This is a genomic window from Paracoccus sp. SCSIO 75233, assembly GCF_027912675.1.
In the GTDB taxonomy this organism is placed as follows: Bacteria; Pseudomonadota; Alphaproteobacteria; order Rhodobacterales; family Rhodobacteraceae; genus Paracoccus.
Genome location: NZ_CP115757.1, coordinates 3224617 through 3251196, shown reverse-complemented (window position 1 = coordinate 3251196; position 26580 = coordinate 3224617). Strand labels below are relative to the sequence as shown.

General features: G+C 63.9%; 26 protein-coding genes. 6 read left to right on the top strand and 20 right to left on the bottom strand.

Annotated elements, in window-relative coordinates; translation table 11 throughout:
• Positions 1-28 precede the first annotated feature (28 nt).
• Genes lspA through PAF12_RS15725 form a run of 4 tightly spaced genes read right to left on the bottom strand, consistent with a single transcriptional unit; the run spans position 29 to position 5203 of the window.
• On the bottom strand, positions 29-661 hold the full coding sequence (lspA, locus tag PAF12_RS15740; RefSeq protein WP_368045148.1) for a signal peptidase II: 633 nt from the start codon (positions 659-661) through the stop codon (positions 29-31).
• Positions 661-2250, bottom strand: a complete 1590-nt coding sequence (gene purH, locus PAF12_RS15735; protein WP_271107962.1) for a bifunctional phosphoribosylaminoimidazolecarboxamide formyltransferase/IMP cyclohydrolase — start codon at positions 2248-2250, stop codon at positions 661-663. Before purH ends, lspA begins: the two co-directional genes overlap by 1 nt.
• A 34-nt stretch (positions 2251-2284) precedes the next feature.
• A complete protein-coding gene (locus tag PAF12_RS15730; protein WP_271107961.1) occupies positions 2285-3940 on the bottom strand; it encodes a heparinase II/III family protein in 1656 nt (551 codons plus the stop codon).
• Positions 3941-3949: 9 nt separating this feature from the next.
• Complete coding sequence (locus tag PAF12_RS15725) at positions 3950-5203, bottom strand: RsmB/NOP family class I SAM-dependent RNA methyltransferase (protein WP_271107960.1); 1254 nt, start codon at positions 5201-5203, stop codon at positions 3950-3952.
• Positions 5204-5277: 74 nt separating this feature from the next.
• Between PAF12_RS15725 and PAF12_RS15720 the strand changes: the two genes are divergently transcribed.
• Positions 5278-5451, top strand: a complete 174-nt coding sequence (locus PAF12_RS15720) for a DUF1674 domain-containing protein (protein WP_271107959.1) — start codon at positions 5278-5280, stop codon at positions 5449-5451.
• Between the two features lie 30 nt (positions 5452-5481).
• Here PAF12_RS15720 and folD read toward each other — a convergent pair whose 3' ends face one another.
• From folD to PAF12_RS15655, 13 genes are all read right to left on the bottom strand, one after another.
• Positions 5482-6360 carry a bifunctional methylenetetrahydrofolate dehydrogenase/methenyltetrahydrofolate cyclohydrolase FolD gene (gene folD / locus PAF12_RS15715; RefSeq protein ID WP_271107958.1) on the bottom strand — a complete coding sequence of 293 codons (879 nt, stop codon included), beginning with the start codon at positions 6358-6360 and terminating at the stop codon, positions 5482-5484.
• On the bottom strand, positions 6341-6652 hold the full coding sequence (locus PAF12_RS15710; RefSeq protein WP_271107957.1) for a chorismate mutase: 312 nt from the start codon (positions 6650-6652) through the stop codon (positions 6341-6343). Before PAF12_RS15710 ends, folD begins: the two co-directional genes overlap by 20 nt.
• A 296-nt stretch (positions 6653-6948) precedes the next feature.
• Positions 6949-8844, bottom strand: a complete 1896-nt coding sequence (gene ftsH, locus PAF12_RS15705; RefSeq protein ID WP_271107956.1) for an ATP-dependent zinc metalloprotease FtsH — start codon at positions 8842-8844, stop codon at positions 6949-6951.
• A 62-nt stretch (positions 8845-8906) separates the two neighbouring features.
• Positions 8907-10133: a tRNA lysidine(34) synthetase TilS gene (gene tilS, locus PAF12_RS15700; protein ID WP_271107955.1), complete on the bottom strand. Its 1227-nt coding sequence runs from the start codon at positions 10131-10133 to the stop codon at positions 8907-8909.
• Positions 10123-11142 (bottom strand): tetratricopeptide repeat protein, encoded by a 1020-nt coding sequence (locus PAF12_RS15695; protein ID WP_271107954.1) that lies wholly within the window; start codon positions 11140-11142, stop codon positions 10123-10125. The genes tilS and PAF12_RS15695 overlap by 11 nt, the downstream gene beginning before the upstream one ends.
• Before the next feature lie 2 nt (positions 11143-11144).
• Complete coding sequence (locus PAF12_RS15690) at positions 11145-11708, bottom strand: OmpA family protein (protein WP_271107953.1); 564 nt, start codon at positions 11706-11708, stop codon at positions 11145-11147.
• Between the two features lie 21 nt (positions 11709-11729).
• Positions 11730-13100, bottom strand: coding sequence for a Tol-Pal system beta propeller repeat protein TolB (gene tolB, locus PAF12_RS15685; RefSeq protein ID WP_271107952.1), 1371 nt, complete (start codon positions 13098-13100; stop codon positions 11730-11732).
• A complete protein-coding gene (locus PAF12_RS15680; protein ID WP_271107951.1) occupies positions 13097-14899 on the bottom strand; it encodes a hypothetical protein in 1803 nt (600 codons plus the stop codon). Before PAF12_RS15680 ends, tolB begins: the two co-directional genes overlap by 4 nt.
• A gap of 4 nt (positions 14900-14903) precedes the next feature.
• The gene (locus PAF12_RS15675) at positions 14904-15296 is read right to left on the bottom strand and encodes an ExbD/TolR family protein (protein ID WP_271107950.1); all 393 of its coding nucleotides are present in this window, start codon (positions 15294-15296) and stop codon (positions 14904-14906) included.
• 60 nt (positions 15297-15356) lie between these two features.
• Positions 15357-16031 carry a protein TolQ gene (gene tolQ / locus PAF12_RS15670; RefSeq protein WP_271107949.1) on the bottom strand — a complete coding sequence of 225 codons (675 nt, stop codon included), beginning with the start codon at positions 16029-16031 and terminating at the stop codon, positions 15357-15359.
• An 81-nt stretch (positions 16032-16112) separates the two neighbouring features.
• Positions 16113-16505, bottom strand: coding sequence for a tol-pal system-associated acyl-CoA thioesterase (gene ybgC / locus PAF12_RS15665; RefSeq protein ID WP_271109720.1), 393 nt, complete (start codon positions 16503-16505; stop codon positions 16113-16115).
• The gene (locus tag PAF12_RS15660; RefSeq protein WP_271107948.1) at positions 16502-17290 is read right to left on the bottom strand and encodes an inositol monophosphatase family protein; all 789 of its coding nucleotides are present in this window, start codon (positions 17288-17290) and stop codon (positions 16502-16504) included. The genes ybgC and PAF12_RS15660 overlap by 4 nt, the downstream gene beginning before the upstream one ends.
• A gap of 100 nt (positions 17291-17390) precedes the next feature.
• Complete coding sequence (locus PAF12_RS15655) at positions 17391-18302, bottom strand: LysR family transcriptional regulator (RefSeq protein WP_271109719.1); 912 nt, start codon at positions 18300-18302, stop codon at positions 17391-17393.
• Positions 18303-18385: 83 nt separating this feature from the next.
• Here PAF12_RS15655 and metF point away from each other — a divergent pair, with 83 nt between their 5' ends.
• Positions 18386-19243, top strand: a complete 858-nt coding sequence (gene metF, locus PAF12_RS15650; RefSeq protein WP_271107947.1) for a methylenetetrahydrofolate reductase [NAD(P)H] — start codon at positions 18386-18388, stop codon at positions 19241-19243.
• 30 nt (positions 19244-19273) lie between these two features.
• Here the strand turns inward: metF and PAF12_RS15645 are convergent, their stop codons facing one another.
• The 3 genes from PAF12_RS15645 to PAF12_RS15635 all read right to left on the bottom strand — a co-directional run bounded on the left by PAF12_RS15645 (position 19274) and on the right by PAF12_RS15635 (position 22558).
• Complete coding sequence (locus tag PAF12_RS15645; protein ID WP_271107946.1) at positions 19274-20323, bottom strand: DUF2235 domain-containing protein; 1050 nt, start codon at positions 20321-20323, stop codon at positions 19274-19276.
• Between the two features lie 259 nt (positions 20324-20582).
• On the bottom strand, positions 20583-21725 hold the full coding sequence (locus PAF12_RS15640) for a type III PLP-dependent enzyme (protein ID WP_271107945.1): 1143 nt from the start codon (positions 21723-21725) through the stop codon (positions 20583-20585).
• A gap of 176 nt (positions 21726-21901) precedes the next feature.
• A complete protein-coding gene (locus tag PAF12_RS15635) occupies positions 21902-22558 on the bottom strand; it encodes a helix-turn-helix domain-containing protein (protein ID WP_271107944.1) in 657 nt (218 codons plus the stop codon).
• A gap of 77 nt (positions 22559-22635) precedes the next feature.
• Between PAF12_RS15635 and PAF12_RS15630 the strand changes: the two genes are divergently transcribed.
• The 4 genes from PAF12_RS15630 to PAF12_RS15615 all read left to right on the top strand — a co-directional run bounded on the left by PAF12_RS15630 (position 22636) and on the right by PAF12_RS15615 (position 26429).
• Positions 22636-23358 (top strand): DUF1428 domain-containing protein, encoded by a 723-nt coding sequence (locus PAF12_RS15630; protein WP_271107943.1) that lies wholly within the window; start codon positions 22636-22638, stop codon positions 23356-23358.
• 33 nt (positions 23359-23391) lie between these two features.
• Positions 23392-24201, top strand: coding sequence for a VOC family protein (locus PAF12_RS15625; RefSeq protein ID WP_271107942.1), 810 nt, complete (start codon positions 23392-23394; stop codon positions 24199-24201).
• A gap of 110 nt (positions 24202-24311) precedes the next feature.
• The gene (locus PAF12_RS15620; protein WP_271107941.1) at positions 24312-24644 is read left to right on the top strand and encodes a hypothetical protein; all 333 of its coding nucleotides are present in this window, start codon (positions 24312-24314) and stop codon (positions 24642-24644) included.
• Positions 24645-25130: 486 nt separating this feature from the next.
• Entirely contained in the window at positions 25131-26429 is a 1299-nt protein-coding gene (locus PAF12_RS15615) for a Hint domain-containing protein (protein ID WP_271107940.1), read from the top strand.
• Positions 26430-26580: the final 151 nt, after the last annotated feature.

Genomic DNA, 26580 nt, shown 5'->3' with positions numbered 1-26580 from the left:
GGTCTCCCGTTTCAATTCGACGCCAGTTCTAGCCGGATTTTCCCGAGACGTCACGGGTCTTGTCGTCGGTCGCATCCGAAGCTTGCGGAGGCTGCAAAATCAGGCCGATGGCCCCGGCGAAAATGCTGATATCCGCGACGTTGAAGCTGAACGGGTTCTGCCAGCCCGGCAGCGACATGTTCAGAAAATCCGCGACCGCGCCGTAGAGCAACCGGTCAATCACATTCCCAAGCGCCCCGCCGATCAGCAGACCCGCCGAAAGCTGCGCAAACCAGCCCGGACGGCTGCGCCTGACCCAGAGAAACACCCAGACGCAAATCGCCAGGGCGATCCCGATCAGGATCCAGCGGGTCGCGTCGTCCGACGAGCTGAACAGCCCGAAATTCATCCCCTGATTCCACGCCATGCGCAGATTGACCCACGGCGGAAACACATCGATCTCGCGGATACGATCAAGGCGCAGGACATGAACCACATAGTATTTGCTGATCTGGTCAAACAGCAGGATCAGCGACGCAACCCAGATCATCACCCGCAGGCTGTTGGGTTCTGCCGCAGGCGGCGCATTTTTTCCGGCGCGAGGCTTCGCAGCGGATTGCGATGTTTTCTTTGCTGCTGCCGGTTTCTTTGCCGTCGCGCCTTTTGTGGTTTCCTTTGCCATCAGTGCCTGAAATGCCTCTGACCCGTGAACACCATTGCGATTCCACGCGCATCCGCAGCCTCGATCACCTCAGCATCGCGCATGGAGCCACCGGGCTGGATGACCGTCGCCGCACCCGCATCCGCAAGCGCCTCGACACCATCTGCAAACGGGAAGAACGCATCCGACGCGACCGCAGCACCCGTCGTCAGCGGCAAGGGCAGCGACAGCGCCTCAGCCATGTCCTGCGCCTTGCTGCGCCCGATGCGGGTCGAATCGACGCGGCTCATCTGGCCGGCCCCGATCCCCACGGTCGCCTGATCCTTCGCATAGACGATGGCATTCGATTTCACATGTTTGGCGACCGTCCACGCAAACAGCAGATCGGCCAGTTCCGCCTCGGTCGGCTGACGCTTCGTGACCACTTTCAGATCGGGCATCAGCACCCGGCCATTGTCGCGCGACTGCACCAGAAACCCGCCCGCGACCTGCCGGAAGGCGGTTCCGGCAGCCGCAGGATCGGCCAGCCCGCCTGTAGTGAGCAGCCGGACATTCTTGCGCGCCGCAAAAACCTCTTTCGCTTCGTCGGTCGCGTCGGGGGCGATCACCACCTCTGTAAATATCTCCGTGATGGCGCGGGCCGTTTCGCCGTCCAGCTTGCCGTTCAGCGCGATAATCCCGCCAAAGGCAGAGGTCCGGTCGCAGTCGAATGCCCGCCGATAAGCCTCGACCGCCGTATCACCACGCGCGACGCCACAAGGGTTGGCGTGCTTGATGATCGCGCAGGCCGGGCCGTCTGCCGGATCGAATTCCGAGACCAGTTCAAACGCTGCATCGGTATCGTTGATATTGTTGTAGCTGAGTTCCTTGCCCTGCAACTGTCTGGCCGTCGCGACACCCGGACGCGCCTCGCCGGTCGTGTAGAACGCCGCCTGCTGATGCGGGTTCTCGCCGTAGCGCAGCCCCTGGGCGAGCGTGCCGGCAAAGGCCCTGCGGCGCGGCGTTTCCATTCCGATCGCCCCGGCCATCCAGTTCGACACAGCCGCGTCATACGCCGCCGTCCGCGCATAGGCCGTCTGCGCCAGCCGCTTGCGCATCGCGAGGTCCAGCCCGCCCTGCACCTCCAACTGCTTCAAGACCGGATCGTAATCCTGCACATCGACCACCACGCCGACAAAGCCATGGTTCTTGGCCGCCGCCCGGATCATCGCCGGACCGCCAATGTCGATATTCTCGATACAGTCCTCGTAACCGGCACCTTTCGCGACGGTTTCCTCAAACGGGTAGAGGTTCACGACCAGCAGGTCGATCATGCCGATCCCGTGTTCCTCCGCCGCTTTCTGATGTGCGGCGTCATCGCGCAGCGCCAGCAGCCCGCCATGCACCACAGGATGCAACGTCTTGACGCGGCCATCCATCATCTCGGGGAAGCCGGTGACTTCCGACACATCCTTGACCGCGATCCCGGCATCGCGCAGCGCCTTCGCCGTGCCGCCGGTCGACAGAATTTCGACGCCGCGCGCATCGAGCGCTTGGGCAAACTCAACAAGGCCGGTCTTGTCGGACACGGAGATCAGGGCGCGTTTCAAAGGGACGATATCTTGCGGCATATGTTCCTGCATTCTGGCAGTTTCGGATTGCCGCCTAGCTAGCGCCTGCCCGCATGAAGGTCCAGCCAATGCGAACCGCCTGCGCGGTCAGACGGTGGCTCAGCACGATCTGGGTGGTCGGCTGCGGCGCAGATTGTCCGCTTTCAAGATAAGCCGACGGCTCAAGCCGCTGTTCGGCGATCATGTCGTGGCTGAAATACCACTCCTCTTTCCCGGGCAGGATCAGCCGGATCGCATCTCCGTCGGGGATGGCATCGACATCGGGGTGAAGATGGAAACGGATGTCATAGCCGATCCCATCCGGCATATTGGTCAGGATCTGCTCCAGCCGGCCCTGACTTTCGATGTCGAGCGCGGCCAGCGTATCCTCGCCACGCAACTCGTCCCCGTCCGCCGAAAGATAAAGCTCGCGCAGGCAGGTCAGCCCATGCGTGCCCTGCCAGGCATCGTGACCGGAGAGGATCGGTTGCCCCTCCCGTGGTGACGGTGCGGGTGCATCGGGCGGCATCAGATTGCCCTCATCGTCGCATTGTCCCGCCCAGACCTTCTGCGGCAGCAGGGTCAGACGCTCGCTGCCATGTTCGTCAGGCGGCAGCAGCTTGGCCGAACTCAGCCCGGTCAGCGACAGCGTCGAGTGACAGGCCGTCGCACGGCTCGCCCGCGCCCAGGCCGGACCGAACATGCCGCCCGCACCGCAATTGACGACAATCGGATGCCGGGCGGAGGTGAACTCTATCGCCAGCGTCGAAGCATGCGCATGCGCCGCCGCAGGTCCGGCAGGGGGCGCGGCGGCGTCCAGCATCACCGTCGAGCGCGACCGAGACAGCCGGGCGAACCCCATTGCATGACCGGGGGCAACAATCGACGGACCCGTCGCCGCCCGCAGGCTGTGATCCAGCCGCCCGGCAGGCCCGCGCCCGCCACCATGAAAGCGCGGCAACCCGCCATCCGCATGGCGCAGCGCCCGGAGCACCGGCGCGATTTCCTCGATCACCGATGCGATCTGTTCGGGTATGTCCCGCCCCATATCTTTCGCCGTGGCACCGACCCAAGCGAGTTGCGACAGACATGACAGCAGCGCCTCAGGGCAGCGGCCCCGCATGACCCGCCGCCGGATGCTGGTCTCGACATCGGACGCCAGATCGTCAAGCGCAGCTTGCGCCGCACCCTCGGCCCCTTTCAAAAGCATCGCCGCCATGGCGCGCGCCGAAAGCGCCTCGACCCGCGCCGCACCTTCCAGCATCCCGACCCGTTCCAGAACCGAAAGCTGCGCGTGAAGGCTGTCAAACACCGGCTGCGCAGTATCGCGATCCAGCCCCGGCAAAATCTGCCCCGCGTGAAACAGCCAGCGCAGCACCCTGCGGCCGGTGACATCCGCACGCCAGACCGGCGAATCCGCCGCGGCTGACGGTTTCGGATGCGCGGCGATCCATGCCAGCACCCGCATCTGCGCCAGATCCCGCGCCTTCGCGCTGCCGACCGCCGCGAGATCGTCGAGCCACCCGAAGCCGTGCAACTCCGCCGCCTGTGCTGGCGTCAGATCCGTGACAGCGAACGGATCGCCCTCGACCATCGCCCCGGTCAGCGGCAGCTTTCCGCCCAGAATTTCATGCCCACGCAAAGCGGAGCCGAGGCTGCGCGGCTCCGGCGGGCGGGTAAATCCGTATGGACGAGGCGTTGTCGTTGTCATGACGACTATCTACAAACCCGCCTCCGGCTTGCGCAAGCGGGCGATGAAAAACCCGTCCATCCCGCCCAGATCAGGCCAGTAATCGGGCCGCAGCCGCAACCCGCCCTGTGCCGTGATCCATTCCGGCGCAATCCCCGGCAAATCAGGTTTTTCAACAACAAGTCCGGGGTGACGCTGCAAAACCGCCGCAAGCTGATCCTCCCCTTCTTGCGGCAACAGCGAACAGGTGGCGAAAACCAGCCGACCGCCCGGCTTCAATATCTCAAGCGCATGATCCAGCAGCCGCGCCTGCAATTCAGCAAGCCCGGCAATCGCCGATCCGTCACGAATCAGGGGCAGGTCCGGGTGGCGGCGGATCGTGCCCGTGGCGGAACATGGCGCGTCGAGCAGGATCGCATCGGGCGGCCCGGCAGGACGCCACGCAAGCGCATCGGCCTCCACCACCTGAGCCGTCAAACCGCAGCGCTCCAGATTTTCCCGCAGCCGGTTCAGCCGGGAGGCGGAGACATCCACGGCGGTCACATCCGCCCCTGCCGCCGCCAGTTGCATCGTCTTGCCGCCGGGCGCGGCACAAAGATCCACGATCCGCTCGCCCGATTGCGGGTCAAGCAGCCGGGCCGCGATTGCCGCTGCGGCGTCCTGCACCCACCAGTCGCCTGCCTCATAACCCGGCAGGGCGCTGATCTGACCGCCCGACCGCTGGCGGAAAGACCCGGTCGGCAGCGGCTCTCCCGGTGCAGTCGTTTCAGGTTTGGCCGTGAAATCAACCGGTGCACCGTTTTGATGCGCGGTTTCAATGGCCACGGCAATCTCTTCGCCCCATGTCGCGACGACCGGATCACGCAGCCATTCCGGCATTTCCTCGGGCGGCAGTTCCGCCCATTCCGGCCCGTGTCCCGAAACTTTGCGCAGCACGGCATTGACCATGCCGACAGCCGCGCGCCCCTTTGGCCCCATGCCCCGCACGAGCCCGACCGCCGCGTTGACCGCGCCATGCGGGGCCTCGCCCATCTCCAGCAACTCAACCGTCGCGAGCCGCAGCGCATCGAGGATCTCGGGCCGGGGTTTTTTCGACAGATGCTGAACCAGAACGGCATCTGCACGGTCAATATTGCGCAGGACACCCAAGGCAAGCCGCTGCGCCCGCGCACGATCGGGCGGGCTGAGCCGCGCAATGGCCCCGGCCTGATCCGAAAGCGCGTTCCCTTCCCGCACCCCGGCGATCAGGCGCAGCGCCCCCTTGCGTGCGGCGTCTCGCGGCATCTTCTCTGCTGACTTGCCCAATTCCGGCCCTTTCACTAGATTCGCATTGTTACCCAAAGAAAAGGCCGCCCGCCATGTCCGAGAAACGCGATCTTCCGCCCGAGGCTATCCGCGCCCTCGCCGAAGCCGAGGAACGCCGGAACAGCGCGAAATCTCTGAACCTTCCGCCGGAACTGGGCGGGCGTGACGGGCCGGAGCCGGTGCGCTACGGGGATTACGAGAAGAAAGGCATTTGCGTCGATTTCTGAGCCGACGCTGGCGCGGATTGGCCCGCGTCCTTACGCGACCAGCCCTTTCGGATCCGGCAGACCGTTCGACCGGCAGCACGCCGTCAGCGTATTCGCCAGCAGGCAGGCAATGGTCATCGGACCGACGCCGCCCGGAACCGGCGTCACCGCACCCGCAACCGCCGCGACCGCATCGTAATCCACATCACCGACCAGCCCGTCCTCGGTCCGGTTGATCCCGACATCGATCACTGTCGCGCCCGGCTTGATCCAGTCGCCCTTGACCATCTGTGGGCGACCCACAGCCGCAACGACGATATCGGCGCGACGCACCACGGCGGGCAGGTCAACCGTCCGGGAATGCGCAACTGTGACCGTCGCGCTTTCCGCCGTCAGAAGCGCCGCCATCGGCTTGCCAACAATGTTGGAGCGCCCGATGACCACGGCTTCCTTGCCGCTCAGATCGCCCAGCAGATCGCGCAGCAGCATCAGGCAGCCGAGGGGCGTGCATGGCACCATTGCCCGCTGCCCGGTCGCCAGACGGCCCGCATTGGCAACGGTGAACCCATCGACGTCCTTCTTGACGGAGATCGCGTTTATCACCTCCGCCTCGTCGATATGGTCCGGCAGGGGTAGCTGCACGAGAATACCGTGAACCTCACGATCCGCGTTCAGGCGACCGATCAGCGCCAGAAGCTCGGCCTGGGTCGCGTCGGCGGGCAGGCGATGCTCGAAACTGTTCATCCCGGCTTCGACCGTCTGCTTGTTCTTCGAGCGGACATAGATCTGGCTCGCCGGGTCTTCTCCGACCAGCACCACGGCAAGACCCGGCGTCACGCCATGCTCCGCCTTGAGCGCCGCGACCTGATCCGCGATCCGCTGCCTCAGCTCCGCCGCGAAAGCCTTGCCGTCAATTCGTGTCGCCGCCATCTTTGCTCCCAAGCTGTGCGTCTTCCTGCGCAATGAAATGATCCACCATCATCCGCCACAGCCTCTCCGCCAGATCGGGATCCAGCCCCTGTCGTTCAGCCTCGCGCCGTGCATTGGCCACGACCTCTTCAACCCGTGCGTCAATGCGCGCGGGCAGACCGACCCTGGATTTTATGGTGACAGCATGATCGATCAATGTGCTGCGTTCCGCCAGAAGCGCGACGAGCTTCTCGTCGAGCGCGTCGATCCGCGCCCGCAACGCAGCCATATCGGTGATATCCTCGTGTGCCATGACCGACCTATTGCCCGCTCGCACGGCGGCACGCAAGCCCCGAGCGTTGCAAGAATGTCGCAGCAGAACCATTACAGCTATATGACGGAACCAGATGCCATGAAAACACGTTCGGAATGCGTACGCGGTCTATTGCCGCAAGGAAAGGACAGGCCATGGATGGGCTTGGCATCTTTATAAACCTCGGATTTGCGCTCGCTCTCGTACTTGGCGTGACGGCGCTTATGGTTCTGTAATTCTGCGGAAAAAACCAGAACTCGAAAAACCCCGGCCTGAGGCCGGGGTTTTCGGTTTTATCAGGGCTGTGGCACCGGGTCGCCGGATTCTTCCGAGGATCGCCCTGCTTTCGGAATCGCGCTGACCTGCGGAATGCCCGAGGACGGCGTATCATCGTCATCGCCCAGCGGCTCGCCGCGGATGACCTTGCCGATTTCGTCGCCGGTCAGCGTCTCATATTCCAGAAGCCCCTTGGCGAGACGTTCGAACTCTTCCTCTTTCTCGATCAGGATCCGCCGTGCCTCGACATAACCTTCCTCGATCAGGTCATGCACTTCCTGCTCGATCAGCTCCTTCGTCGCCGCCGAGACCGAGAAACCGCCGGTATTGCCGGAATAGCCCTCATGCGCCTCGGCATAGTCGATATTGCCCACCTTGTCAGACATACCCCAGCGCATCACCATGGCACGGGCAAGCTGGCTGGCCTGCTGAATGTCGCCCGCAGGGCCGTTCGACACGCCTTCCTCGCCATATTTGATGATCTCCGCCGCTTTCCCGGCCATTGTCATCGCCAGCTTCTGCTTGACCTCGTCCTTGTGGAAATTCAGCCGGTCCATCTCGGGCAGGCTGACCACCATGCCAAGCGCGCCACCACGCGGAATGATCGTGGCTTTGTAGACCGGATCGCATTTCGGCAGCGACAGCCCGACAATGGCATGGCCAGCCTCGTGATACGCGGTCTTTTCCTTCTGCTCTGGCGTCAGCACCATGCTGCGGCGTTCGACACCCAGCATGACCTTGTCCTTGGCGTTCTCGAAATCTTCCATCGTCACGAAACGCCGCCCGATCCGCGCCGCCATAAGCGCCGCCTCGTTCACCAGGTTCATCAGATCGGCGCCCGAGAAGCCCGGCGTTCCGCGCGCGATGATGCGCAGATCGACATCCGGCCCCTGCGGCACTTTCTTGGCGTGAACGTCGAGGATCTTTTCGCGGCCCTTGATATCCGGGTTCGGCACATGGATCTGACGGTCGAAACGGCCCGGACGCAGCAAGGCAGGATCCAGCACGTCCTTGCGGTTGGTCGCGGCGATGATGATGACGCCTTCATTCGCGTCAAAGCCGTCCATCTCCACAAGCAACTGGTTCAGCGTCTGCTCGCGCTCGTCATTGCCGCCGCCGATGCCGACGCCACGGGCGCGACCGACCGCGTCGATCTCGTCGATAAAGACGATGCAGGGCGCGGATTTCTTCGCCTGCTCGAACATGTCGCGCACGCGGGAGGCACCGACACCGACGAACATCTCGACAAAATCGGAACCCGAGATGGTGAAGAACGGCACACCGGCCTCGCCCGCAATGGCACGCGCCAGCAGCGTCTTGCCGGTCCCCGGGGGACCGACCAGCAAAGCACCTTTCGGGATCTTGCCGCCGAGGCGGCTGAATTTCTGCGGATTGCGCAGGAATTCCACGATCTCTTCCAGCTCCTCCTTGGCCTCGTCGATGCCTGCGACATCGTCAAACGTCACCCGGCCGTGCTTCTCGGTCAGCAGCTTCGCGCGCGATTTGCCGAAGCCCATAGCGCCGCCCTTACCGCCGCCCTGCATCCGGTTCATGAAGAATATCCAGACACCGATCAGCAGGATGAACGGCAACCAGACGCCCAGCATCGACATGAAGCCGGATTGCTGCTGCGGCTCGACCCGGACCTCGACATCCTTGGCGATCAGTTCGTTGGCGATTTCCTCGCCCTGCGGACGAACCGTGGTGAACTGGTTGCCGTCATTGGTCTTGAGGTAAATATCCTCGCCATCAATCGTGACCGTCGCGACCTGGTCATTCTCGACCCGGTTGATGAAGTCCGAATAGCTGATCTGCCGGCTGTTCATTTGCGAAGCGCCATCGCTGAACAGGTTAAACAGCATCAGGATCATCAGAAACAGAACGACCCAGAAGGCGATATTGCGTGCGTTACCCAAAGGGCTTTCCTCCGCCGGGGGTTAATTGGTTTGCCGTGAAAATAGGGATTCAGCGCCGGGGTTCAATGCCCAAGCAGGATAAGGCGCAAATCTGTCAGCCTCCGCAGCGGCGCCGCCGAGAGCCCGTCAGCGGGGGCCAGCACCGGCGAAAAGACCGCGCCATCGCGGATCACGACCGGCAGCGCCTGCGCCTCCAGATGGGTGAGCCCGGCCTCCCGCCAGCCGCCGGGGGCAGGATCGGGCATGGCCGCGGCAACGCGATCACCCGACCTTAATCCGCTGATTTTCCATCGGTTATCCCAATTGTCCCGCACCAGATCAGCCTTCACCGCCGCCGCCGGTTCCCGGTGGACAAGAAGGCCCCGCCCCGGATCCAGCACCGCACCATCAAGCGTCGCACGGTTGCCCGAGGCCAACGCCTGAAGCGCATGTTCGACCGTCTGACGGCGCGGCGGATAATTTGCGCCTGTAACAAATCGGACCGCCGCGATGATCAGACGGCGGCGCGATTCGGCTGGCAGCAGGTCGAATGCAGCCCGGTCCAACAGCAGCGCGCCATGACGCAGCCGCGCGCCAGCAATGATCGGTTCCAACCCGGCATTCAGCGCATCCCGCGCCTCGGCAAGGTTTGTCGCGGACAGGGCGAGCGCCTCTGCCTCCAGACCCAGTGCCGCCATCGCCTGCCGGATTCGCGCGCGATCATATTTCTCGTTCCGGTTCGTGGGGTCCTCCACCCAGCTTGCGCCGATCTGTCGCAGCCAACCGCGCAGTTCTTCACGCCCGATCCCCAGAAGGGGCCGGAGCCAGACGATCCCGTCCGCCGAACGTCGCTCCGACATCGCCGCGAGCCCGTCGATTCCCGCGCCGCGCGACAGCCGCATCAGAAGGGTTTCGGCCACGTCATCGCGCGTGTGACCCAGCATGACGGCATCAAGCCCGCGCGAGGCCGCCCAACCCGACAGAAGCTCCGCCCTTGCCTTTCGTGCATTGGCCATCAGGTTGCCGGCACCCTGACCGTCCCATCTCAGCACATCATGATGAAGCCCAAGCGCATTCGCCTGCCGCGCAGCCGCATCTGCCTCCGCCGCCGATTCGGCACGCAATCCGTGGTCGACCGTCGCCGCCTCCACCCGCCGTTTGCGAAGCGATGCCCATCGGGCGGCCAGGTGCAGCAATGCCGCCGAATCGCCGCCGCCCGACAATGCAACCCCGAGGCTTGGCAAATCACATGCGAGCCGGTCAAACGCGGCGAAGCCACGCGCCTCGACAATGTCAGGATCAGTCGCCACCTGCGTCGTCCGCCGCACAGCCCAATTCAGCCGCCGCGACCTCCGCCTGCGCCGCTTCTGGTGCCTCCGGGAAACGGATGCTCAGTTCCGAAAGGAAAGGACAGGCCTCTGCAGGCGAAGCAACCGTCGCCATTGCCCGCGACAGCTCAAGCAGGCTTCGCGCCGCGCGCGGCCCATCTGGGTCGGCAGAGAACGCCTGCAACCAGGACTCCGCCGCCTGCTCCGTCTGTCCTGCCTCCCGCTGTACCATACCCAGCAGAAACAACGCATCGACTGTCAGTGGCCCGCCGCCGTGAACCGCGACGAATTCATCCAGCAGCGGAATGGCCTGCGCCCAATCGCCAGTCTCAATGGCTGCACGCGCTGCAGCGAAATCGTCGGCCTCCTCCTCGGTCGGCGGAATGGCATCGGGTGTTACATCATCAAGCGGCGGCAGGGTGACGCTGCTGATATCCGAGGGTGGAGGCGGGACGACCGCCTCCCCGGACAGCCCCCCGCCAAAATCGCTCTGACGGCCAAGCTCCGCCGTCATCAGGGCCCCCAAATCGCAATTCGGGTCCAACTCACAAAGCCGGAATTCGATGTCACCCAGACGATTGCTGCCATCCGCAACCACACGCTTCACGCGGTTTGTCAGCTGTTCTGTCTGGTCGGTCAAGCGCGCGATCTGCGCCTCCATCGCGTTCATCCGGTCGATTGCCGTATCACCGCCCGCAGCCTCGAACCCGGCCGCGCCGGAGGCGAGCAACTCCGCCCGCAGCGCCTGAAGATCCGACGCCACCGCACGAAGGCTGGCCTGAATATCGGCCAGCGTTTCCCCGTCGATCTCGGGGGCCGCGTTTTCCGGCGGCAGAAGCTCCGTCGCGCCGTCGAGCTGCGGCATGGCCTCCAGCCCCTCGACCAGCGCGGGATCGTCAAGGATCAGCGGTTCCGCAGGCAGCGCCGGTTCCTGCGCCTGCACCGGAGCCGACAGCACCCCTAGCAGCAGCGCGCAGCATAACGCCCGCATCATCAGGCCCCGGCCTGCGGCGCGCTGACCACGGTCACAGCGCGACGGTTGCGCTCAAGACAGGACGCCTCCGACGAACAGATCGCCGCCGGGCGTTCCTTGCCATAGGATACCGTGCGGATGCGGCCCGCCTCGACCCCTTTCGCCACGAGATATTCCCGGACGGAGGTCGCCCGCCGCGCCCCAAGGGCAAGGTTGAATTCCCGCGTGCCCGGCTCATCGGCGTGGCCTTCCACCAAGGCGCTGTAGGCCGTGTTCTGGGTCAGCCAAGCCGCCTGCCGGGTCAGCGTCGAACGAGCGTCGTCGGACAGCGTCGCCTCGGCTTCGGGGAAATAGACCGTGTTACCCGCTGCCGCGAAATCCGCGCCCGGTTCCACCTGCGCCGCCTCCGGCGAGCCCGGCAGCCGGTTTCCGGGCACATTAACGTCGCCGCGATACACAGCAACTCCGCCCGGCCCGGTGACATAGGGATCGGTTACAGGGGCCTGCACAATCTGGGTGTCATTTGCCATATTGCAGCCTGCCAGCCCGGCAAGAGCGGAAATCAGGATCAGGGTCGCGCGCATCAGTCATATCCTCGGCCAGACTCAGGGCAGCAGCGGACCCCATGCGGAATCGGACGCCGCAGCTTCCGGCGCAACTGGTTGCATGTTTCGCCCAGTGATGTCTACCGACAGCAAACCCGGCGGCGCATCATCCTGTTCCTGCCGTGTGAAGATGAGCACACGCCCGTTCGGCGCCCAGTCCGGCGCAGCGTCATGCGCGCCCTCCGTCAGCATCTGCATATCCGATCCGTCCGGGCGCATGATGCCAATTGAGGAACCGTCCTTGCCGTGCCGGGTAAAGGCGATCCGGTCCCCGCGAGGCGACCATGACGGTTCGCCGTAGGCCTTGCCCGCCTCACCGAATGAAATGCGCATCGGCTCCGTTCCATCCGCCCGCATGACGTAAAGCTGCGAGGTGCCCGAGCGGTCGCTTTCGAAAACGATGCGCTGCCCGTCCGGGGACCATGACGGCGCAGTGTCAATCGAGGGGCCACGGGTCAGTTGCTTGGCAAAAGACGGGCTGGCGGTCGGCATGATCCAGATATCAGTATTGCCGCTCATCTCGCGCGAAAACGTGATCCAGCGCCCGTCAGGCGAGACATCCGGGGCAAAGCTCATCGCGTTCGGGTCACGGGTCAGCGCCGTCGCCTCTACAGTGGCGACATCCATCGACATGATCTGCGGCACGCCAGAGGCGAAGCTGGTATAAAGCAGCGTCGCCCCATCCGGCGAAAACCGGGGCGACAACACCAGATCATCGGGAGAGGTCAGCCATTTGATCCCGTAACCGTCATAATCCATCACACCCACGCGCTTGATACGCGCTGTTGCCGGTCCGCTTTCACCGATAAACGCGATCCGGCTGTCGAAATAGGGATCCTCGCCGGTGATGCGGCTGTAGATCTGATCGGAAATCTTATGGGCCGCACGCCGCCAGCCCTCGCGCGGCGCATCGAACTGCATCCCGTCGCCCAGCGGTTGCGCGGCGAATATGTCAAAGAGCCGGAAGCGAATGCTGATCGCGTCATCATCAGCCTCGACCGTTGCGGTCACCAGTGCCTCGACCTGTGTCTCGCGCCAGCCGATATAGTCGACGGGCCGGTCGAAAACGGTTTCCGGCTGCGGATCGGGGGCGGCGATCTCGAACAACCCCGTTCCCTGAAGATCCGCCGTGATGACTGCGGCAATCCCTGCCGCGAGATCATCGGGCGCGGTCTCCGCCTCGCCCGTATCCGTCGGACCGGCCGCGACGATATCGCCCAGATTTTCCACATGCAGCGCCACCGGCATCGGGCGCATGACGCCCTCGGTAATCTCGATCCGCAAGGGTTCGTCCTGCTGGGCCAGTGCCAGAGCCGGCACGAAGATCGCGGCAAGGACAACACCAATTCTCAGCGGCGCGGACAGCTTCATTCAAACCCCTCGACACCGGTCGGAGTAAAGGTCATCTCGACATCGTCCCACTCATTATACTTATCCGCTGGCAGGTCATACCCCCCCTGTTCCATCGCACATCTTAGAACGGCACGGCGCGCTGCCTCATATGCGCGCTGCCGTGACGGTTCCGGCTCAGGATCACCGACAATGCGGAAACTGTTCGGGTCTGGCATCCCGTCGCGATCCATCGCAAAACCAACGACCACACGCATCTCGGCGGCGTCCGTGGACAGCGTTGCCAGATTCCAGCACCCTTGCACCGCATCCCGGAAGCCGTCTTTCTCCGCGTCCGTCATCGGCACTGTCGCGATGTCCAGAGTGTCGTCGCGGACGATCTCAGACGGTCGCGTCTCGCCCATTGCATCGGCAAGCGCATCGTCCAGCACATCCGGCTGAATCGCGGCAGCCCCAGCCTGATTGAGCGCATCGGTCAGAATATCCGACCCGCCACCTTCGCCCACGCCCTCCGGCGCGTTGCCATCGACCGGACTTGGCGTCGCTTCCTCAGCGGCGGCGGCTTCCTCTTGCAGACGCTGTTCCTCGGCGAGTTGCTCGGCAAGCGCCGACCGCCGGGCGAGTTCGGCCTCAGCGGCGGCACGTGCTTCTTCCTCCGCGCGCTCCTGCGCCTCACGCGCCAGACGCTCACGCTCCGCCCGCGCCTCTTCCTCGCGCCGACGTTCTTCTTCGGCAACGCGTTCCGCCTCTAAGCGGGCCTCCTCCGCAAGCCGTTCTTCCTCGCGCCGCCGGGCTTCCTCCGCCAATCTCTCGGCTTCGGCCCTTTCGGCAGCAAGCCGCTGTTCTTCGGCCTGCCGTTCCGCCTCAAGACGTTCCTGCTCCGCGCGCCGCTGTTCTTCGGCCAAACGCTCGGCCTCAGCCTGTTCTGCCGCCAGCCGTTCCGCCTCCGCACGCTGGCGCGCTTCCTCGGTCTGCCGCTCTTCCGCCAGACGTTGTTCTTCCGCAGCCTGCGCCGCCGCCTCTCTCGCCGCCGCCTCCTGCGCCAGACGCTCCTGCTCCGCTTCTGCCGCAGCCTCCGCAGCCAGCCGTTCCTCTTCCGCCTGTTGCTGCTGCGCCGCGATCCGATCCGCCTCGGCCTGTGCGGCAGCCACCGCTTCCGCCTCCTCTGCCGCGCGACGAGCGGCAAGCACCGCCTCGCGCAAGCCTTCCGGGCGCTCCGGCGGGCGGCGAGAGGTGGCAAGCGCAAGCTCCGACACCGGCGGCGTCTCCGGCTCCTGCGGCGCATCCGGCTGGTTGTCGGGGCGAAGCGGCGTGCTGGTTTCGGGCGAGACGTCCTGACCCGGCGCATCGGGGGCGGTATCCTCGACCGGCGCTGGCTGCGCAGGCTCCGGCGCAATCGTTGCCACGTCGACAGGCGGCGTCTGATCCTCGAAATCGCTCAGGTCGGGCGCGTCCTCCGATACCGTCGCCGCCTCCGGCAGGGTCGTCGCTGTACTGTCCGGCTCCGGCACATCAAGCGCCAGGTCGGGGCCTTCCGGTGCCGTCGTATCGCCGGGCGTCAACGGCTGCTCCGGCGCCTCGCCATCGGCCTGCCCGACAGGCCCTGCCCCGCGAGACCGCGCCGCCAAATCCTCGAACTCCGCGCCGGAGATCGTCGCGACCTCGGTCAGTTGCGGCGGCGGGTTATCGCGCGCCGCAAACAAGGCTCCGCCTACAAGCGCCCACAGCACCAGCCCGGTATGGGCCAGCCCCGAAATCCAGAACCCCGCCCGCTCGACGCGGTCGCGACCCTTGGGTTCGGCCTCCAGCGGATCAAGCATGGCCTCAGCCGTCCATCCGCGGCCCGCCGGTATCGGTCACCAGCACGATATTGTTGAAGCCGGCCGCGTTCAGCGCGCCCATAACCTGCACCACGCGGGAATAAGGGATGGAGCCATCGGCGCGGATGAATATCTTGGAGGATTGCCGCACCGCCGCCATCTCGCGCAGCCGGGTGACGAGTTCGTCCTCCGACACGCTGTCCTCCATCAGCATCAGCGGCCCGTCAGCGGGCACCGACACGGTCAGCGGCTCCTCCGGCTCGGCGGTCACGGCATTGGCCGCCGTATCGGGCAGTTGCAACGGCACGCCCACGGTCAACAGGGGCGCCGCCACCATGAAGATGATCAGCAGCACCAGCATCACGTCGACAAACGGCGTCACGTTGATTTCCGCCATCGGCTGCCCGCGGCGGCGACCGCGGCGGGTTCCTGACTGTCGGGATTGAGCCTGCATGGCCTAAGCCTCGTTCAACTGGCGCGACAGGATGGTCGAGAACTCATCGGCGAAATTCTCATAGTTCCGCGCAATCCGGTCCGTGTCCGAGGTGAATTTATTGTAAAAGATCACCGCCGGGATCGCCGCCAGCAGACCAAGCGCGGTTGCCAGCAGCGCCTCGGCAATCCCCGGCGCGACCACGGCGAGCGAGGTGTCCTGCGCAATCGCTATCTGCTCAAACGCGGTCTTGATGCCCCAGACCGTCCCGAACAACCCGATAAACGGCGCGGTCGAACCGATCGTGGCAAGGAACGAAAGGCCGCGCGTCAGCCGCGCCTCCTCCCGTCCGATGGCGACATTCATCGCCCGGTCCACGCGGGATTGCGTGCCGGGGATCATCTCGCCCGTGTCATCCTGCGATTTCCGCCATTCGCCCATTCCAGCCGCGAAAATCCGCTCCGCAGCACCGCGCGGCGTCTCCCCGATCCGGTCATAGAGATCGTCCAGCGGCTCCCCGGACCAGAATGCCCGGTCGAACTTCGCTGCCTCGGCCCGTGCGGCTGTGAATTTCATCGCCTTCTGAATGATGATCGCCCACGACCAGAACGACGCAAGGATCAGCAGCACCATCACGATCTTGACGATCAGCGAGGCGCGCATGAAAAGCGCGATCAGCGAAAAATCGATTTGTTCCATGACCTGCCCGAAATTTCCTGGCATTTTTGCCTTGCAGGCCGTTCTAGCAGAGTTCGTTCCGGGCGACCAACAAAATGACAATCAACTTCGCATGAGTTGCCCGAGATCGCCCGGCAGACGGCGCGGACGCATATCCGGCCCAAGGCAGGCCAGCGTCACCTTCGCCGCGAAAAGCACCTGCTCGCCGCGCGTCACCTGCTGATCCAACTCGATCCGCGCAGGCGTGATCCGGACCGGGGAAGTTGTCACGGTCAACGCATCGTCGAAAACGGCAGGGGCCAGATAATCCGCCTCCACCCGGCGGACGGCAAACACGATCCCCTGATCCTGTTTCAGCCGCGTCTGGTCGAAGCCGAGTTCACGAATCCACTCCGTCCGGGCGCGTTCAATGAATTTCAGGTAATTCGCGTAATAGACGATCCCGGCGAGATCGGTGTCTTCGTAATAAACCCGAACCGGCCAGCGATGCATCAGTCCCACGTCCTGACGATCTTCGCCAGCTCCGGGAAAACCTGCGGATTGGCGCAGACAATGTTGCCCGCGTCGACAACCGGGCCGTCACCCCGGATCGTCTCGACAAAACCGCCGGCTTCCTTCACCAGCAGAATGCCCGCGGCAATATCCCACGCATTGATATGACGCTCCCAATAGCCGTCGAACCGACCCGCAGCGACATAGGCCATATCGAGCGAGGCGGTCCCGAAGCGCCGCACCCCCGCCGTAATCGGCATCAGCCGGGCGAGATCCTTCAGCGTTGCGGGCAGCGGCCCGTTACCGCCAAACGGCACCCCGGTCGCGAAGACCGATTCGATCATCTTGCGACGTCCCGAGACGCGCAGACGCTGCCCGTTCATCCATGCGCCGCCGCCCTTCTCCGCCGTGTAAAGCTCATCCTTGGCGGCGTCGAAGACAACCGCCGCGATGATCTCCCCCTTATGCTCAAGCGCGATGGAGACCGCCCAATGCGGCAGGCCGTGCAGGAAATTCGTCGTGCCGTCCAGCGGATCGACCAGCCAGCGCCGCGTCGGGTCCTCGCCCGGCTCTGCCCCGGTTTCCTCGCCCAGCCAGCCGTAATTCGGCCGTGCGCCGCGCAGTTCTTCCTTGATGATCCGCTCCGACTCGTGATCCGCGCGGCTCACGAAATCGCCCGCGCCCTTCACGCTCACCTGAAGGTTCTCGACCTCGCGGAAATCCTTGACCAGGCTGCGCCCCGCCTTGCGGGCAGCCTTGATCATCACGTTCATATTGGCGCTTTGCATCGCGGCGCTCCTGTGTCTCGGTTTGGCGCGGGTTTAGGGGCATTGGCGCAGGAAGGGAAGGCTGCGCCTGCAAATGCACGGTATTACGCCATTGCGCCGCTCAGGCCAGGGGACGCCCCGCCCGGACCCCCTCCATCCGCGCCAGTCGCAGGACATGCTGCATGTAGGGTTGTGGATAATCGCCCTCGCGCAAGGCAGCGTAGACCGTCCGCCGGACACCGGCTTCACCCAGCCGTACAAAGCTCAGCTCGGGATTTGCGGAATGCCGCCGCAGAACCCAGTCCGGCATCACCGCCACGCCGCGCCCCGCAGCGACCAGCATCAGCGTCACATCGGTCAGTTCCACCTGCCGCACCTCGCGCGGCTCGACCCCCGCCGGGGTGAGGAATTCCGAGAACACATCCAGTCGCTCCCGCTCCATCGGGTAGACGATCAGCCGTTCGCCCGCCAGATCCTGCGGCTCGGCAAAGCCGCGCGCCGCCAGCGGGTGACCCGCCGCGACGACCAGTGTCGGGGCGTAGTCGAACAGCGCCTCAAACCGGATACCGGGCAATTCCTCCGGGTCCATCGACACCACCAGATCAACCTCCTCCCGCTGAAGCGCAGGCAGCGCGGCGAAGGCGAGGCGCTGGCGGATGTCCAGATCGACCTCGGGGAAGCTGTGACGGAACTGATCCAGCACCGGCAGCACCCAGTCGAAACAGGCATGGCATTCCAGCGCAATATGCAACTGACCGACCCGTCCGGCCTCGACACCGCGCAGTTCCGATTCGGCGGCCTCGACCAGTGGCAACACCTGATCGGCCAGCCGCAAAAGCCGCATTCCTGCTGCCGTCAGCCGCATCGGGCGGGCGCGGCGGACGAAAAGCTCCACCCCGACCTGATCCTCCAGAGCCTTCACCTGATGGGACAGGGCGGATTGTGTTATGTTCAGCACGTCCGCCGCCCGCGCCAGCCCACCCTGCCGGTGAATGGCGCGAACCGTGCGGAGATGGCGAAGCTCTATATGCATCAGACTCATTATGATGATGTGGAATATGAATTTGTCTCACGCCGCGCGATCTGGCACAAGGCGGCGACTGAAAGGAATTTAAGATGAAAACCCCTGCCGTCAGCTTCGAGTTTTTCCCGCCGCGCAATCTGGACGCGTCGTTCCGGCTTTGGGAAACGGCCCGCGCCCTGCAACCGCTGCAACCGGATTTCGTCTCCGTCACCTATGGGGCGGGCGGAACCACGCGGCAATTGACGCATGAGGCGGTGACAGCTTTGTCGAATCACTACGGGCTGAATGTCGCGGCGCATCTGACCTGTGTCGATGCCAGCAAGGCCGAAACGATGGAGATCGTCGAGGGCTATGCGGAAGCCGGCATTCGCGAGATCGTGGCGCTGCGCGGCGATGCCCCCAAGGGGCAGGCGAAATGGGAGGCGCATCCGGAGGGGTTTGCCTCCTCCATCGAGCTGATCGAGGCGATTGCGGCGCGTGGCGATTTCACCATCCGCGTTGGCGCCTATCCCGAGCCGCATCCGGATTCCGGGGGATCATCGGCGGCGGATGTGGCGTTTCTGAAGCGCAAGATCGACGCGGGCGCGACCTCGGCCATCACGCAGTTTTTCTTCGATGCGGACACGTTTTTCCGCTTCCGCGATGACTGCGCGGCCGCTGGGATCGACGCCCCGATCCTGCCCGGTATTCTGCCGATCCAAAGCTGGAAAGGCGCTCGCAAATTCGCCGCAAGCTGCGGCACCTCGGTCCCGCAATGGGCCGTCGACGCGTTCGAGGCCGCCGGGCCGGAGGGCGAGGCAGCGCTGGCGCGTGAGATCTGCGCCGATCTGTGCCGTAAATTGCTGGATGGCGGGGTGGAGCAGCTGCATTTCTACACGCTGAACAAGCCCGATCTGACGCTTCAGGTCTGCCGCGATCTGGGCGTGACGGAAACCGGCCTCGCCGCCTGATTCCTAACGATCCGTTAACAGCCGGACCTATCAGTAATAGCTCTGCCCCGGTCGCCGCAAATAGCGTTCGCGGCGGCGGGTGCGGGTGGGGTCTTGTTCGGTGGCGTGGGGGGCCAGATGGCCGGCGAGGATGGCGGGGCCGTCATAAGGCAGCGCTACGGAGTCGTGCAGATCCTCGCTCGGGTCCAGCCCTGCAACGCGGGGCGAACGGGCGAGGAACGCCTTGCCCCAGCCGCGCCAGTTGCCGATGGAGGGCGCGTCGGCATCCGACAAAAACCGCCAGCGCCACGATTCCGGCAGGGGCAGTCCGGCCTGCTCTGCCTGTTCCAGCATCCAGACCAGCGGGATATTCGCCAATGGCCGCGCGGTTTCATCGCCCCAGAGCTGGCCGCCGATATCGGAATGCGCCCCGCGAAACCACATCTGGCTGATCGTGCCTTGCGGGTGATCCTTGCTGCTCCACAGGATCGGCTGGAAGGCGGCGCGGTTTTCGTTCAGCGCCAGCGCCTGCACGCCCCGGCGCACATTCGCGCCGAGATGCTGGTCATGGAAACGGAAGCGCGGCTCCGTCAGCATCCACAGAAGCGGCAGACGAATGCCCAGCGCCATGACCGTATCGAACACACCCAGAAAGTCGATCGGCGCGTCGTCATGGCAGAGATTGCTGCGCATATGCGCCGCGCGCTGATCCTGCACCCCCTCGCGATAGAAGCGCCAGACACGCTGGATATTCCGCTCCGTCGCGGCGTCGGCGCGCAGCAGGCCGATCCGGTGGATCATCGCGGCGAGGGAGCGGATGGCGAAAGCCCCACGGGAATATCCCATCAGGAAAACCCGGTCCCCCGGCCGGTAGGAGGAGGCGAGCCAGCCATAGGCGTCCCGGATGCGCCCGCCCATGCCGCGCCCCATTGCGATGCCCATCAGGCTGCGCCATGCCTCCCACTGCTGACCGGCTGTGTAATGTACCCGGAACCCCAGCCCCCGCTGGAGACGCAGCAGGCGGTAGATCTGCCCGATATTGGAATGCCGCCCTTCCATCAGCGAGGCGAAAGTGCCGTCGATCAGGACGACATGTGTCACGGGCGGTCGATTCATGGGTTCAAACTAGCAGCAAATCCCTCAATGAAAATGAAGCTGTTTGTGACCGGGATTCAACACCCAAGCGCGCGGCGCTTGCTTAGGCCGGGTCATCCATAAGCAGAAGCGAGGGCGAGGCGGGCGGATCGGGCCGGAAAACGCCCGAAAACCGCCCGCACAAGGCGTACACAGACTGTGCACAGGCCGTACACAGATCGTATGACAAACGTATCACAACCTGCACCACAACAGGCGGGACGGCTTAGTCGAGCGCGTTGGCGGTCGCCCGCTGCATCTCTCCGAAGCCGTTGAAGCGGGTATTGGTGACGACGGAGTAGGCACCGGCGCCGTGGAAGATCAGATAATCGCCTTCTGCCACGTCGACGGGCAGGACCATCTCGCCCGGAAGCCGGTCGACGGAATCGCAGGTCGGGCCGAAGATGACCCGCCCGGCCTCGTCCCCGTCACGCGGCTGGCCGTCCCTGGTCAGAAGCTGCACCCGGTCAATATTGCCGACGATAGGCAGTTCGGCGAGCCCGCCGTAGACGCCGTCATTCAGGAAGACATGGCCGCCGTCGCGGACCGCCTTGACGCGGGTGATGAGCGAGAACGCATCGGCGCAGATGCCCCGCCCCGGTTCACAGACGAGCGCCGGGACGTCGCCATCGAATGCCTCTGCCGCGGTCTTGCCGATCAGGTCGAAAATATCCTCAAGCGCCGGTTCGACGCCGTGAACCCGGTGAGAAGGGAAGCCGCCGCCGACATTCAGCCGCCTTGCCCGCACGCCCGCCATATCGCAGATGTCGCGGGCGGTGCGGATATATTGTTCCCACGCACCGGGATCGGTGCATTGGGTGCCGGGGTGGAAGGTGAGTGAGGGGATGTAGCCCACCCCCGCCACCCGCTTCAGCAGTTCCGCCGCGAGTTCCGGCGTCGCACCGAATTTGGAGCCGAAATCATAGATCGCGCCCGAGACCGGCAGGGTAAAGCGCGGCGAGATTTCGCAGTTTTCGGGCGGCACGGCCTCGATCAGTTTTTCAAGCTCGGAACTGCTGTCGACCGACCATGATGTCACCCCTGCCTGAACCGCATGGGCGATTTCGGCGCGTGAGCGGACCGGGTTGTGATAATGCCGCGCGGCTTCGGGCGCGAGGCGGCCGATCAGGTCGATTTCGGCGGGCGAAGCCACGTCAAAGCCCTTGATCCCGGCCTGCACGAGATTTTCGATCACCGTTTCATCGGGGTTGGATTTGACGGCATAGGTCACGAGCCCCGGAAACCCCGCCAGAAACCGCTTTGCCGTCGCCTGCAACACGCCGGGCGAGAACACCATGACCGGGTTTTCGGGCCGGGTGTTGCGGATGATGTCGGCGGGATTTTTCCAGATGGTATCAGATGTTGTCATCGCAGCTTCCATGATCGCGGGGTGACAGGGGGCCGGTGGCAAGCCGGTGCGGCAATTGCGGCAAATACCCCATCCGGTGCGACGATTCAAACGGGAAGCTGCGCGCGGGCGGGATATTCGCCGCCGCCGTCATGCCGCAGTAATGCAGCCGCCACGCCGCCGGAAAAGCGGGTGCGCTACGCGGTTCTGTCCAGTCGGAACAGGTCGACGAAGCTTTGCGCGGCGGTCAGGTCGCCCTCAGCCGAGATGAAACCTTCCTTCATCATCAACTCGACCGGGGCGGCGCCGTAGACGGTAAAGCCCACGGTGTTGCCGGTGCCTTTCAGGACGAACGGCGCATCGGGCGTATTGACCGGGCGGGTTTCGAGGGTGCCGCCGGTCAGGCGCATCTCAAACGCCTCGGTTCCGAAATCGAAACCGGCATGGGCGTCTGTCCCTTGCGCGGCGTCGGGGATCAGGTTGACGCGCATGGAGATCATCAGGGCCGAGGGGCTGATGAAGCGGCGCGGATCGTGGCCGGGGGCCATCAGGGACCAGCGGCACAGCGCCTCCAGCACGGGCAGCAGGCCGCGGCCCATTTCCGTCAGGCTGTAGATGCCCAGCCGGGTGTCGTGATCGACCACGCCGACATCGCGCAATTGCGCCAGCCGCCCGGTCAGCACGCTGGCGGTGATCCCCGGCAATCCGGCGCGGATCATCTGGAAGCGTTTTGGGGTGAACATCAGCTCGCGCACGACCAGCAGCGCCCAGCGATCTCCGATCAGGTTCAGGGAATGCGCCGCAAGGCAGCCATCGTCATATCGCAGTCGTGCGGATCGGTTATCATTGGTCATGTTTTCATAGTATCAGTTGTTTTTTACTACCACAATTGGCATGGTGTGATTCCATGGACCAGTTTGGAGAGTGCGCGATGACCTATTACACCGGTTTGATTGCTGCGGTGCCGACGGCGAACAAAGACGCCTATCTTGAACATGCGAAGGGAAGCTGGCCGATCTTCAAAAGCCTCGGCGCGGTGCGGATGATCGAGGGCTGGGGCGTCGATGTGCAGAAGGGCAAGGTCACCGATCTGATCGACGCGGTGCAGGCCAAGGATGACGAGACCGTCGTCTATAGCTGGATCGAGTGGCCGGACAAGGCGACCTCCGATTCTGCCTGGGGGCAGATGATGTCGGGCGAGGCCGGGCAGGACATGCCAGAGATGCCGTTTGACGGCAGCCGGATGATCTTTGGCGGGTTCGAGCCGGTCTATGAGAAGGGATCGCCGGACGGGGCCGGGTATATTCAGGGTTTCCTGCTGGCAGCCCCGGAGGCGAAGAAGGACGCCTATCTCAAGATGGCCGACGACGCCTGGTCGATGTTCCTTGAGGGCGGATGTCTGGGAACGTCAGAGAACTGGGGCGTTGACGTACCGCGTGGCGAGAAAACCGACATGTATCGCGCAACCAAGGCCGAGGATGGCGAGGTGGTGCTGTTTTCATGGACGCTCTGGCCGGATCGGGCTGCCTGCGACAAGGCGGCGGCGCAGATGATGGCCGACACCGAGGGGCAGGAAATGCCGGAGATGCCGTTCGACGGGATGCGGATGATGTGGGGCGGGTTCGAGAAGATCATGGACTCAAACGAGCTTTGACGGCTTTTCGGGGTCGGTAACAGGAGAGAGATGATGGATTTTCACGGAAACCCGTGCTGGTACGAGTTGACGACAACGCAAGGCAAGCTGGAGGAGGCCGGGGCGTTTTACGGCAAGATTTTCGGCTGGACCGTGGTCGATTCCGGGATGGAGGGGTTTGCCTATCACCTCGCCAGGATCGGGGAATCGATGATCGCCGGGCTGATGAACATGCCCGACGATGTGGCGGGGATGCCGCCGAACTGGATGACCTATTTCTCCGTCGATGACTGCGACGAGTTCTGCGAGGACGCGACGGCCAAGGGTGCGCGGGTTTTCCGTCAGCCGAGCGATATTCCCGGCACCGGACGTTTCGCGATCCTTGCCGATCCGCAGGGCGCGGCTTTCGGCGTGCTCCAGCCGAATATGAGCGAGATGACAGATGAGCAGATCGCGAATATAGAATCGGGCGAAATCGCGGGGGCCTTCGATCAGAACCGCGCCGGACATGCCAACTGGAACGAGCTGATGACCAGCGATCCCGAGGCCGGGTTCGCCTTCTATGCCGGTTTGCTGGGCTGGGAGAAGGGCGAGGCGATGCCGATGGGCGAGATGGGCAACTACCAGCTTTTCCGCCGCAACGGGAAGGATATTGGCGCCATGATGGGTCTGGGCAATGCGCCGGTGCCGAACTGGCTGCCTTATTTCGGCGCCAACGGCTCCTGCGCGGCGAAGGCGGAGGAGATCACAGCGGCAGGCGGCAAGCTGCTTCACGGCCCGGTCGAGGTGCCCGGCCCGGCCTATATCGCCGTATTCCAGGACCCGCAGGGCGCAGGCTTCGCAATCGTCGCGCCGGAGAAATGAGCTGCAAGGCCGGGTCGAAAGGCCCGGCCCCGCACGCCGCGCAATCACATACGCGCGGGAGATCAGCTTCCGGGAACGGCTGATCTGTAGCTGACAGAAGGACGACCGCCATGATCCGACCCGGCCAGAATATCGCCATGAAAGTCCCCGCCCATAAATGGGCCGACACGGTGGCCTTCTATCGTGACCGCGTCGGGCTGACGGTCCAGAAAGAAAGCGGCGAGACGGTCGCATTCGCGTTCGGAAAGATCGTCCTGTGGATCGATAAGGTGCCGCATCAAAGCCAGACCGACATCTGGCTTGAACTGCTGTCGGATCATCCTGACGAAGATCTCGAACGGCTTGGCAGCCCGCGCCGCGACACGCTGGAGCCGCTGGACGGGACAGAGGGCCACTGGACCTCCGATCCTGCGGGCACGGTGCTGCTGCTTCGCAAGCCCTGATTCGGGAAGCAGGCCCGATCGGGGATTGGTGCAATATGCCTACCCGGGGGCATATGGGACAAATCCCATCCTTCCCGGGCCGGAAGGAAAGCCGGAAGGCTATAGCCCGCCCGAAATCCGGCACTCGCAATGACGGTCGGCGGCGGCGGCAAGCGAGATAATCGCGGAAAAGCATTTCCGCCGATTTAAAGGGTTCAGGATTTTCGTTCCAATCCACCTGCGAAAACAAGCCTGCCCGAAGCTGAAAACTCCGCCGGACAGATCATGCTCCAAATCCACCTGACCCGGCCGGAGCCATCGAATGGCATAAGATTCATGTTGCCAGCGGAATAAGGGGAATAACTCTTTGTCAGCATACAAAAATCTGCGATATTTCAATATATTCAAATGCTTAAAATAATCGTCAATTCAAATAATCATCACTTCGTATTTTCTGCCGTTGCAGCAGGAGCGGCATCAAAAGACATTTGTATCGAGAGCGTAGTCATGGAATTTCATACCTATCATTTCGAGGGATTTAAGGCGGAAACGAATATGTCGCAAAGCCAGCTATACGGGCTTGCGAACAATATCTATTCCTTCACCGGCTCCAACGCAGTGGTGTGGGATACCGGCAGCTATCGCTGGCAGGACAATGAAAGGCTCGGCGCGACGAACGGCTCCCCGCAGATCGAAGACAACAACCTGCTGAGCGACGATGATCGAAAGCCCGACCCGGACAGATCTTCCGCAAATGAGGGAATTCTGGTCAACGGGGCATTTCAGAAGGTGCAATCCGTCGGCTGCTATGTCGGTTCGACGGTGACGATGGACGATAACAACAGCTACCAGGTCAACGTCACCTCCGTCCTGTTGCAGGATGGAACGCTTCTGCTTCAGCTTCCCGATGGGGTCATCACAAATTTACGCTCGAAGGGCTACGGCTCGGCGCGGCTGAAATCGATCAAATTGGCACCTTCCTACCGGGAGGACGTGGCGCGCAATCCCACGAGGTATAATGATCGCTTCATCTGCTTCGCCGCAGGCACTCTGGTCGAGACGGAAGCGGGGCTGCGCCAGATCGACACATTGCAGGAAGGCGACCTTGTCCGCACGCGCGATCACGGGTTGCAACCGCTCCGCTGGATCGGATCGCGCAGTGTCGTTCAGCAACTCGGCACCAAAGAAACCGGACAGTTGCCGGTGCTGATCGAGGTCGGGGCGTTAGGGCCGGACCGGCCGCAACGCGAATTGATGCTGTCCCAGCAGCACCGTGTCCTGCTCAACTCCCCGATATGCCGGCGCATGTTCAGCAGTTCGGAGGTGCTGGTGGCGGCCAAGGAATTACTGGCGCTCGACGGGGTCCGGCTGCTTGAGGAATGTACGAGCATCAAATATTTTCACCTGCTGTTCGACCGGCACGAGATCATCTGCGCAAACGGGCTGGAGACCGAATCGCTGTTCACCGGTCCGGAGGCGCTGAAAATGCTTGGCGGCGCCGCGCGCGATGAAATTCTGGAACTGATGCCTGACCTTGCCGCGCCGGATTATCAGCCGGAGCCAGCGCGTCCGATCATTCGCGGACCCGCTTTGCGCAGGTTGATCGCGCGGCATTTGAAGAATGAGCAGCCCGTGTGTCAGGTCAGCAGGCGGCAGATTACGGGAGGGGCCAGTGCGCCCGGTATGACCTTCGACAAGGGGTCCGCTTCGATGCTGCGTGACACCCGTGACCATGATCCGCGCAACGGTCCCGTCTTGTCGTCTGCGGTTTCGGGCCGGGTAAAAAGCCGGAAGCGCGCCGCTTAGGTCCATCATCTGAACGGCTGCCCGCTGCGTGACGCGGGGCGTGAACCGGGGCGGGATCGGGCGGCATGGTCCCTCTCGGGCGGCGTCCTGTTGACCGGCAAGGTTTCTCTTGGAAATCCGGCCCGGCTGCGCCTATCACTGCGTCACGAAA

What these genes read in the sequence shown, in the direction of transcription:
- PAF12_RS15625 (WP_271107942.1), top strand. Translation starts at nt 23,392, where the DNA reads ATGGATTTTCACGGAAACCCGTGCTGGTACGAGTTGACGACAACGCAA.
- lspA (WP_368045148.1), bottom strand. Translation starts at nt 661, where the DNA reads ATGGCAAAGGAAACCACAAAAGGCGCGACGGCAAAGAAACCGGCAGCA.
- PAF12_RS15680 (WP_271107951.1), bottom strand. Translation starts at nt 14,899, where the DNA reads ATGCTTGATCCGCTGGAGGCCGAACCCAAGGGTCGCGACCGCGTCGAG.
- PAF12_RS15720 (WP_271107959.1), top strand. Translation starts at nt 5,278, where the DNA reads ATGTCCGAGAAACGCGATCTTCCGCCCGAGGCTATCCGCGCCCTCGCC.
- PAF12_RS15640 (WP_271107945.1), bottom strand. Translation starts at nt 21,725, where the DNA reads ATGACAACATCTGATACCATCTGGAAAAATCCCGCCGACATCATCCGC.
- purH (WP_271107962.1), bottom strand. Translation starts at nt 2,250, where the DNA reads ATGCCGCAAGATATCGTCCCTTTGAAACGCGCCCTGATCTCCGTGTCC.
- PAF12_RS15710 (WP_271107957.1), bottom strand. Translation starts at nt 6,652, where the DNA reads ATGGCACACGAGGATATCACCGATATGGCTGCGTTGCGGGCGCGGATC.
- tolB (WP_271107952.1), bottom strand. Translation starts at nt 13,100, where the DNA reads ATGAAGCTGTCCGCGCCGCTGAGAATTGGTGTTGTCCTTGCCGCGATC.
- metF (WP_271107947.1), top strand. Translation starts at nt 18,386, where the DNA reads ATGAAAACCCCTGCCGTCAGCTTCGAGTTTTTCCCGCCGCGCAATCTG.
- PAF12_RS15725 (WP_271107960.1), bottom strand. Translation starts at nt 5,203, where the DNA reads ATGCCGCGAGACGCCGCACGCAAGGGGGCGCTGCGCCTGATCGCCGGG.
- PAF12_RS15660 (WP_271107948.1), bottom strand. Translation starts at nt 17,290, where the DNA reads ATGCAAAGCGCCAATATGAACGTGATGATCAAGGCTGCCCGCAAGGCG.
- folD (WP_271107958.1), bottom strand. Translation starts at nt 6,360, where the DNA reads ATGGCGGCGACACGAATTGACGGCAAGGCTTTCGCGGCGGAGCTGAGG.
- PAF12_RS15620 (WP_271107941.1), top strand. Translation starts at nt 24,312, where the DNA reads ATGATCCGACCCGGCCAGAATATCGCCATGAAAGTCCCCGCCCATAAA.
- PAF12_RS15675 (WP_271107950.1), bottom strand. Translation starts at nt 15,296, where the DNA reads ATGGCGGAAATCAACGTGACGCCGTTTGTCGACGTGATGCTGGTGCTG.
- PAF12_RS15655 (WP_271109719.1), bottom strand. Translation starts at nt 18,302, where the DNA reads ATGCATATAGAGCTTCGCCATCTCCGCACGGTTCGCGCCATTCACCGG.
- PAF12_RS15630 (WP_271107943.1), top strand. Translation starts at nt 22,636, where the DNA reads ATGACCTATTACACCGGTTTGATTGCTGCGGTGCCGACGGCGAACAAA.
- PAF12_RS15695 (WP_271107954.1), bottom strand. Translation starts at nt 11,142, where the DNA reads ATGCGGGCGTTATGCTGCGCGCTGCTGCTAGGGGTGCTGTCGGCTCCG.
- PAF12_RS15635 (WP_271107944.1), bottom strand. Translation starts at nt 22,558, where the DNA reads ATGACCAATGATAACCGATCCGCACGACTGCGATATGACGATGGCTGC.
- PAF12_RS15690 (WP_271107953.1), bottom strand. Translation starts at nt 11,708, where the DNA reads ATGCGCGCGACCCTGATCCTGATTTCCGCTCTTGCCGGGCTGGCAGGC.
- PAF12_RS15615 (WP_271107940.1), top strand. Translation starts at nt 25,131, where the DNA reads ATGGAATTTCATACCTATCATTTCGAGGGATTTAAGGCGGAAACGAAT.
- PAF12_RS15730 (WP_271107961.1), bottom strand. Translation starts at nt 3,940, where the DNA reads ATGACAACGACAACGCCTCGTCCATACGGATTTACCCGCCCGCCGGAG.
- tolQ (WP_271107949.1), bottom strand. Translation starts at nt 16,031, where the DNA reads ATGGAACAAATCGATTTTTCGCTGATCGCGCTTTTCATGCGCGCCTCG.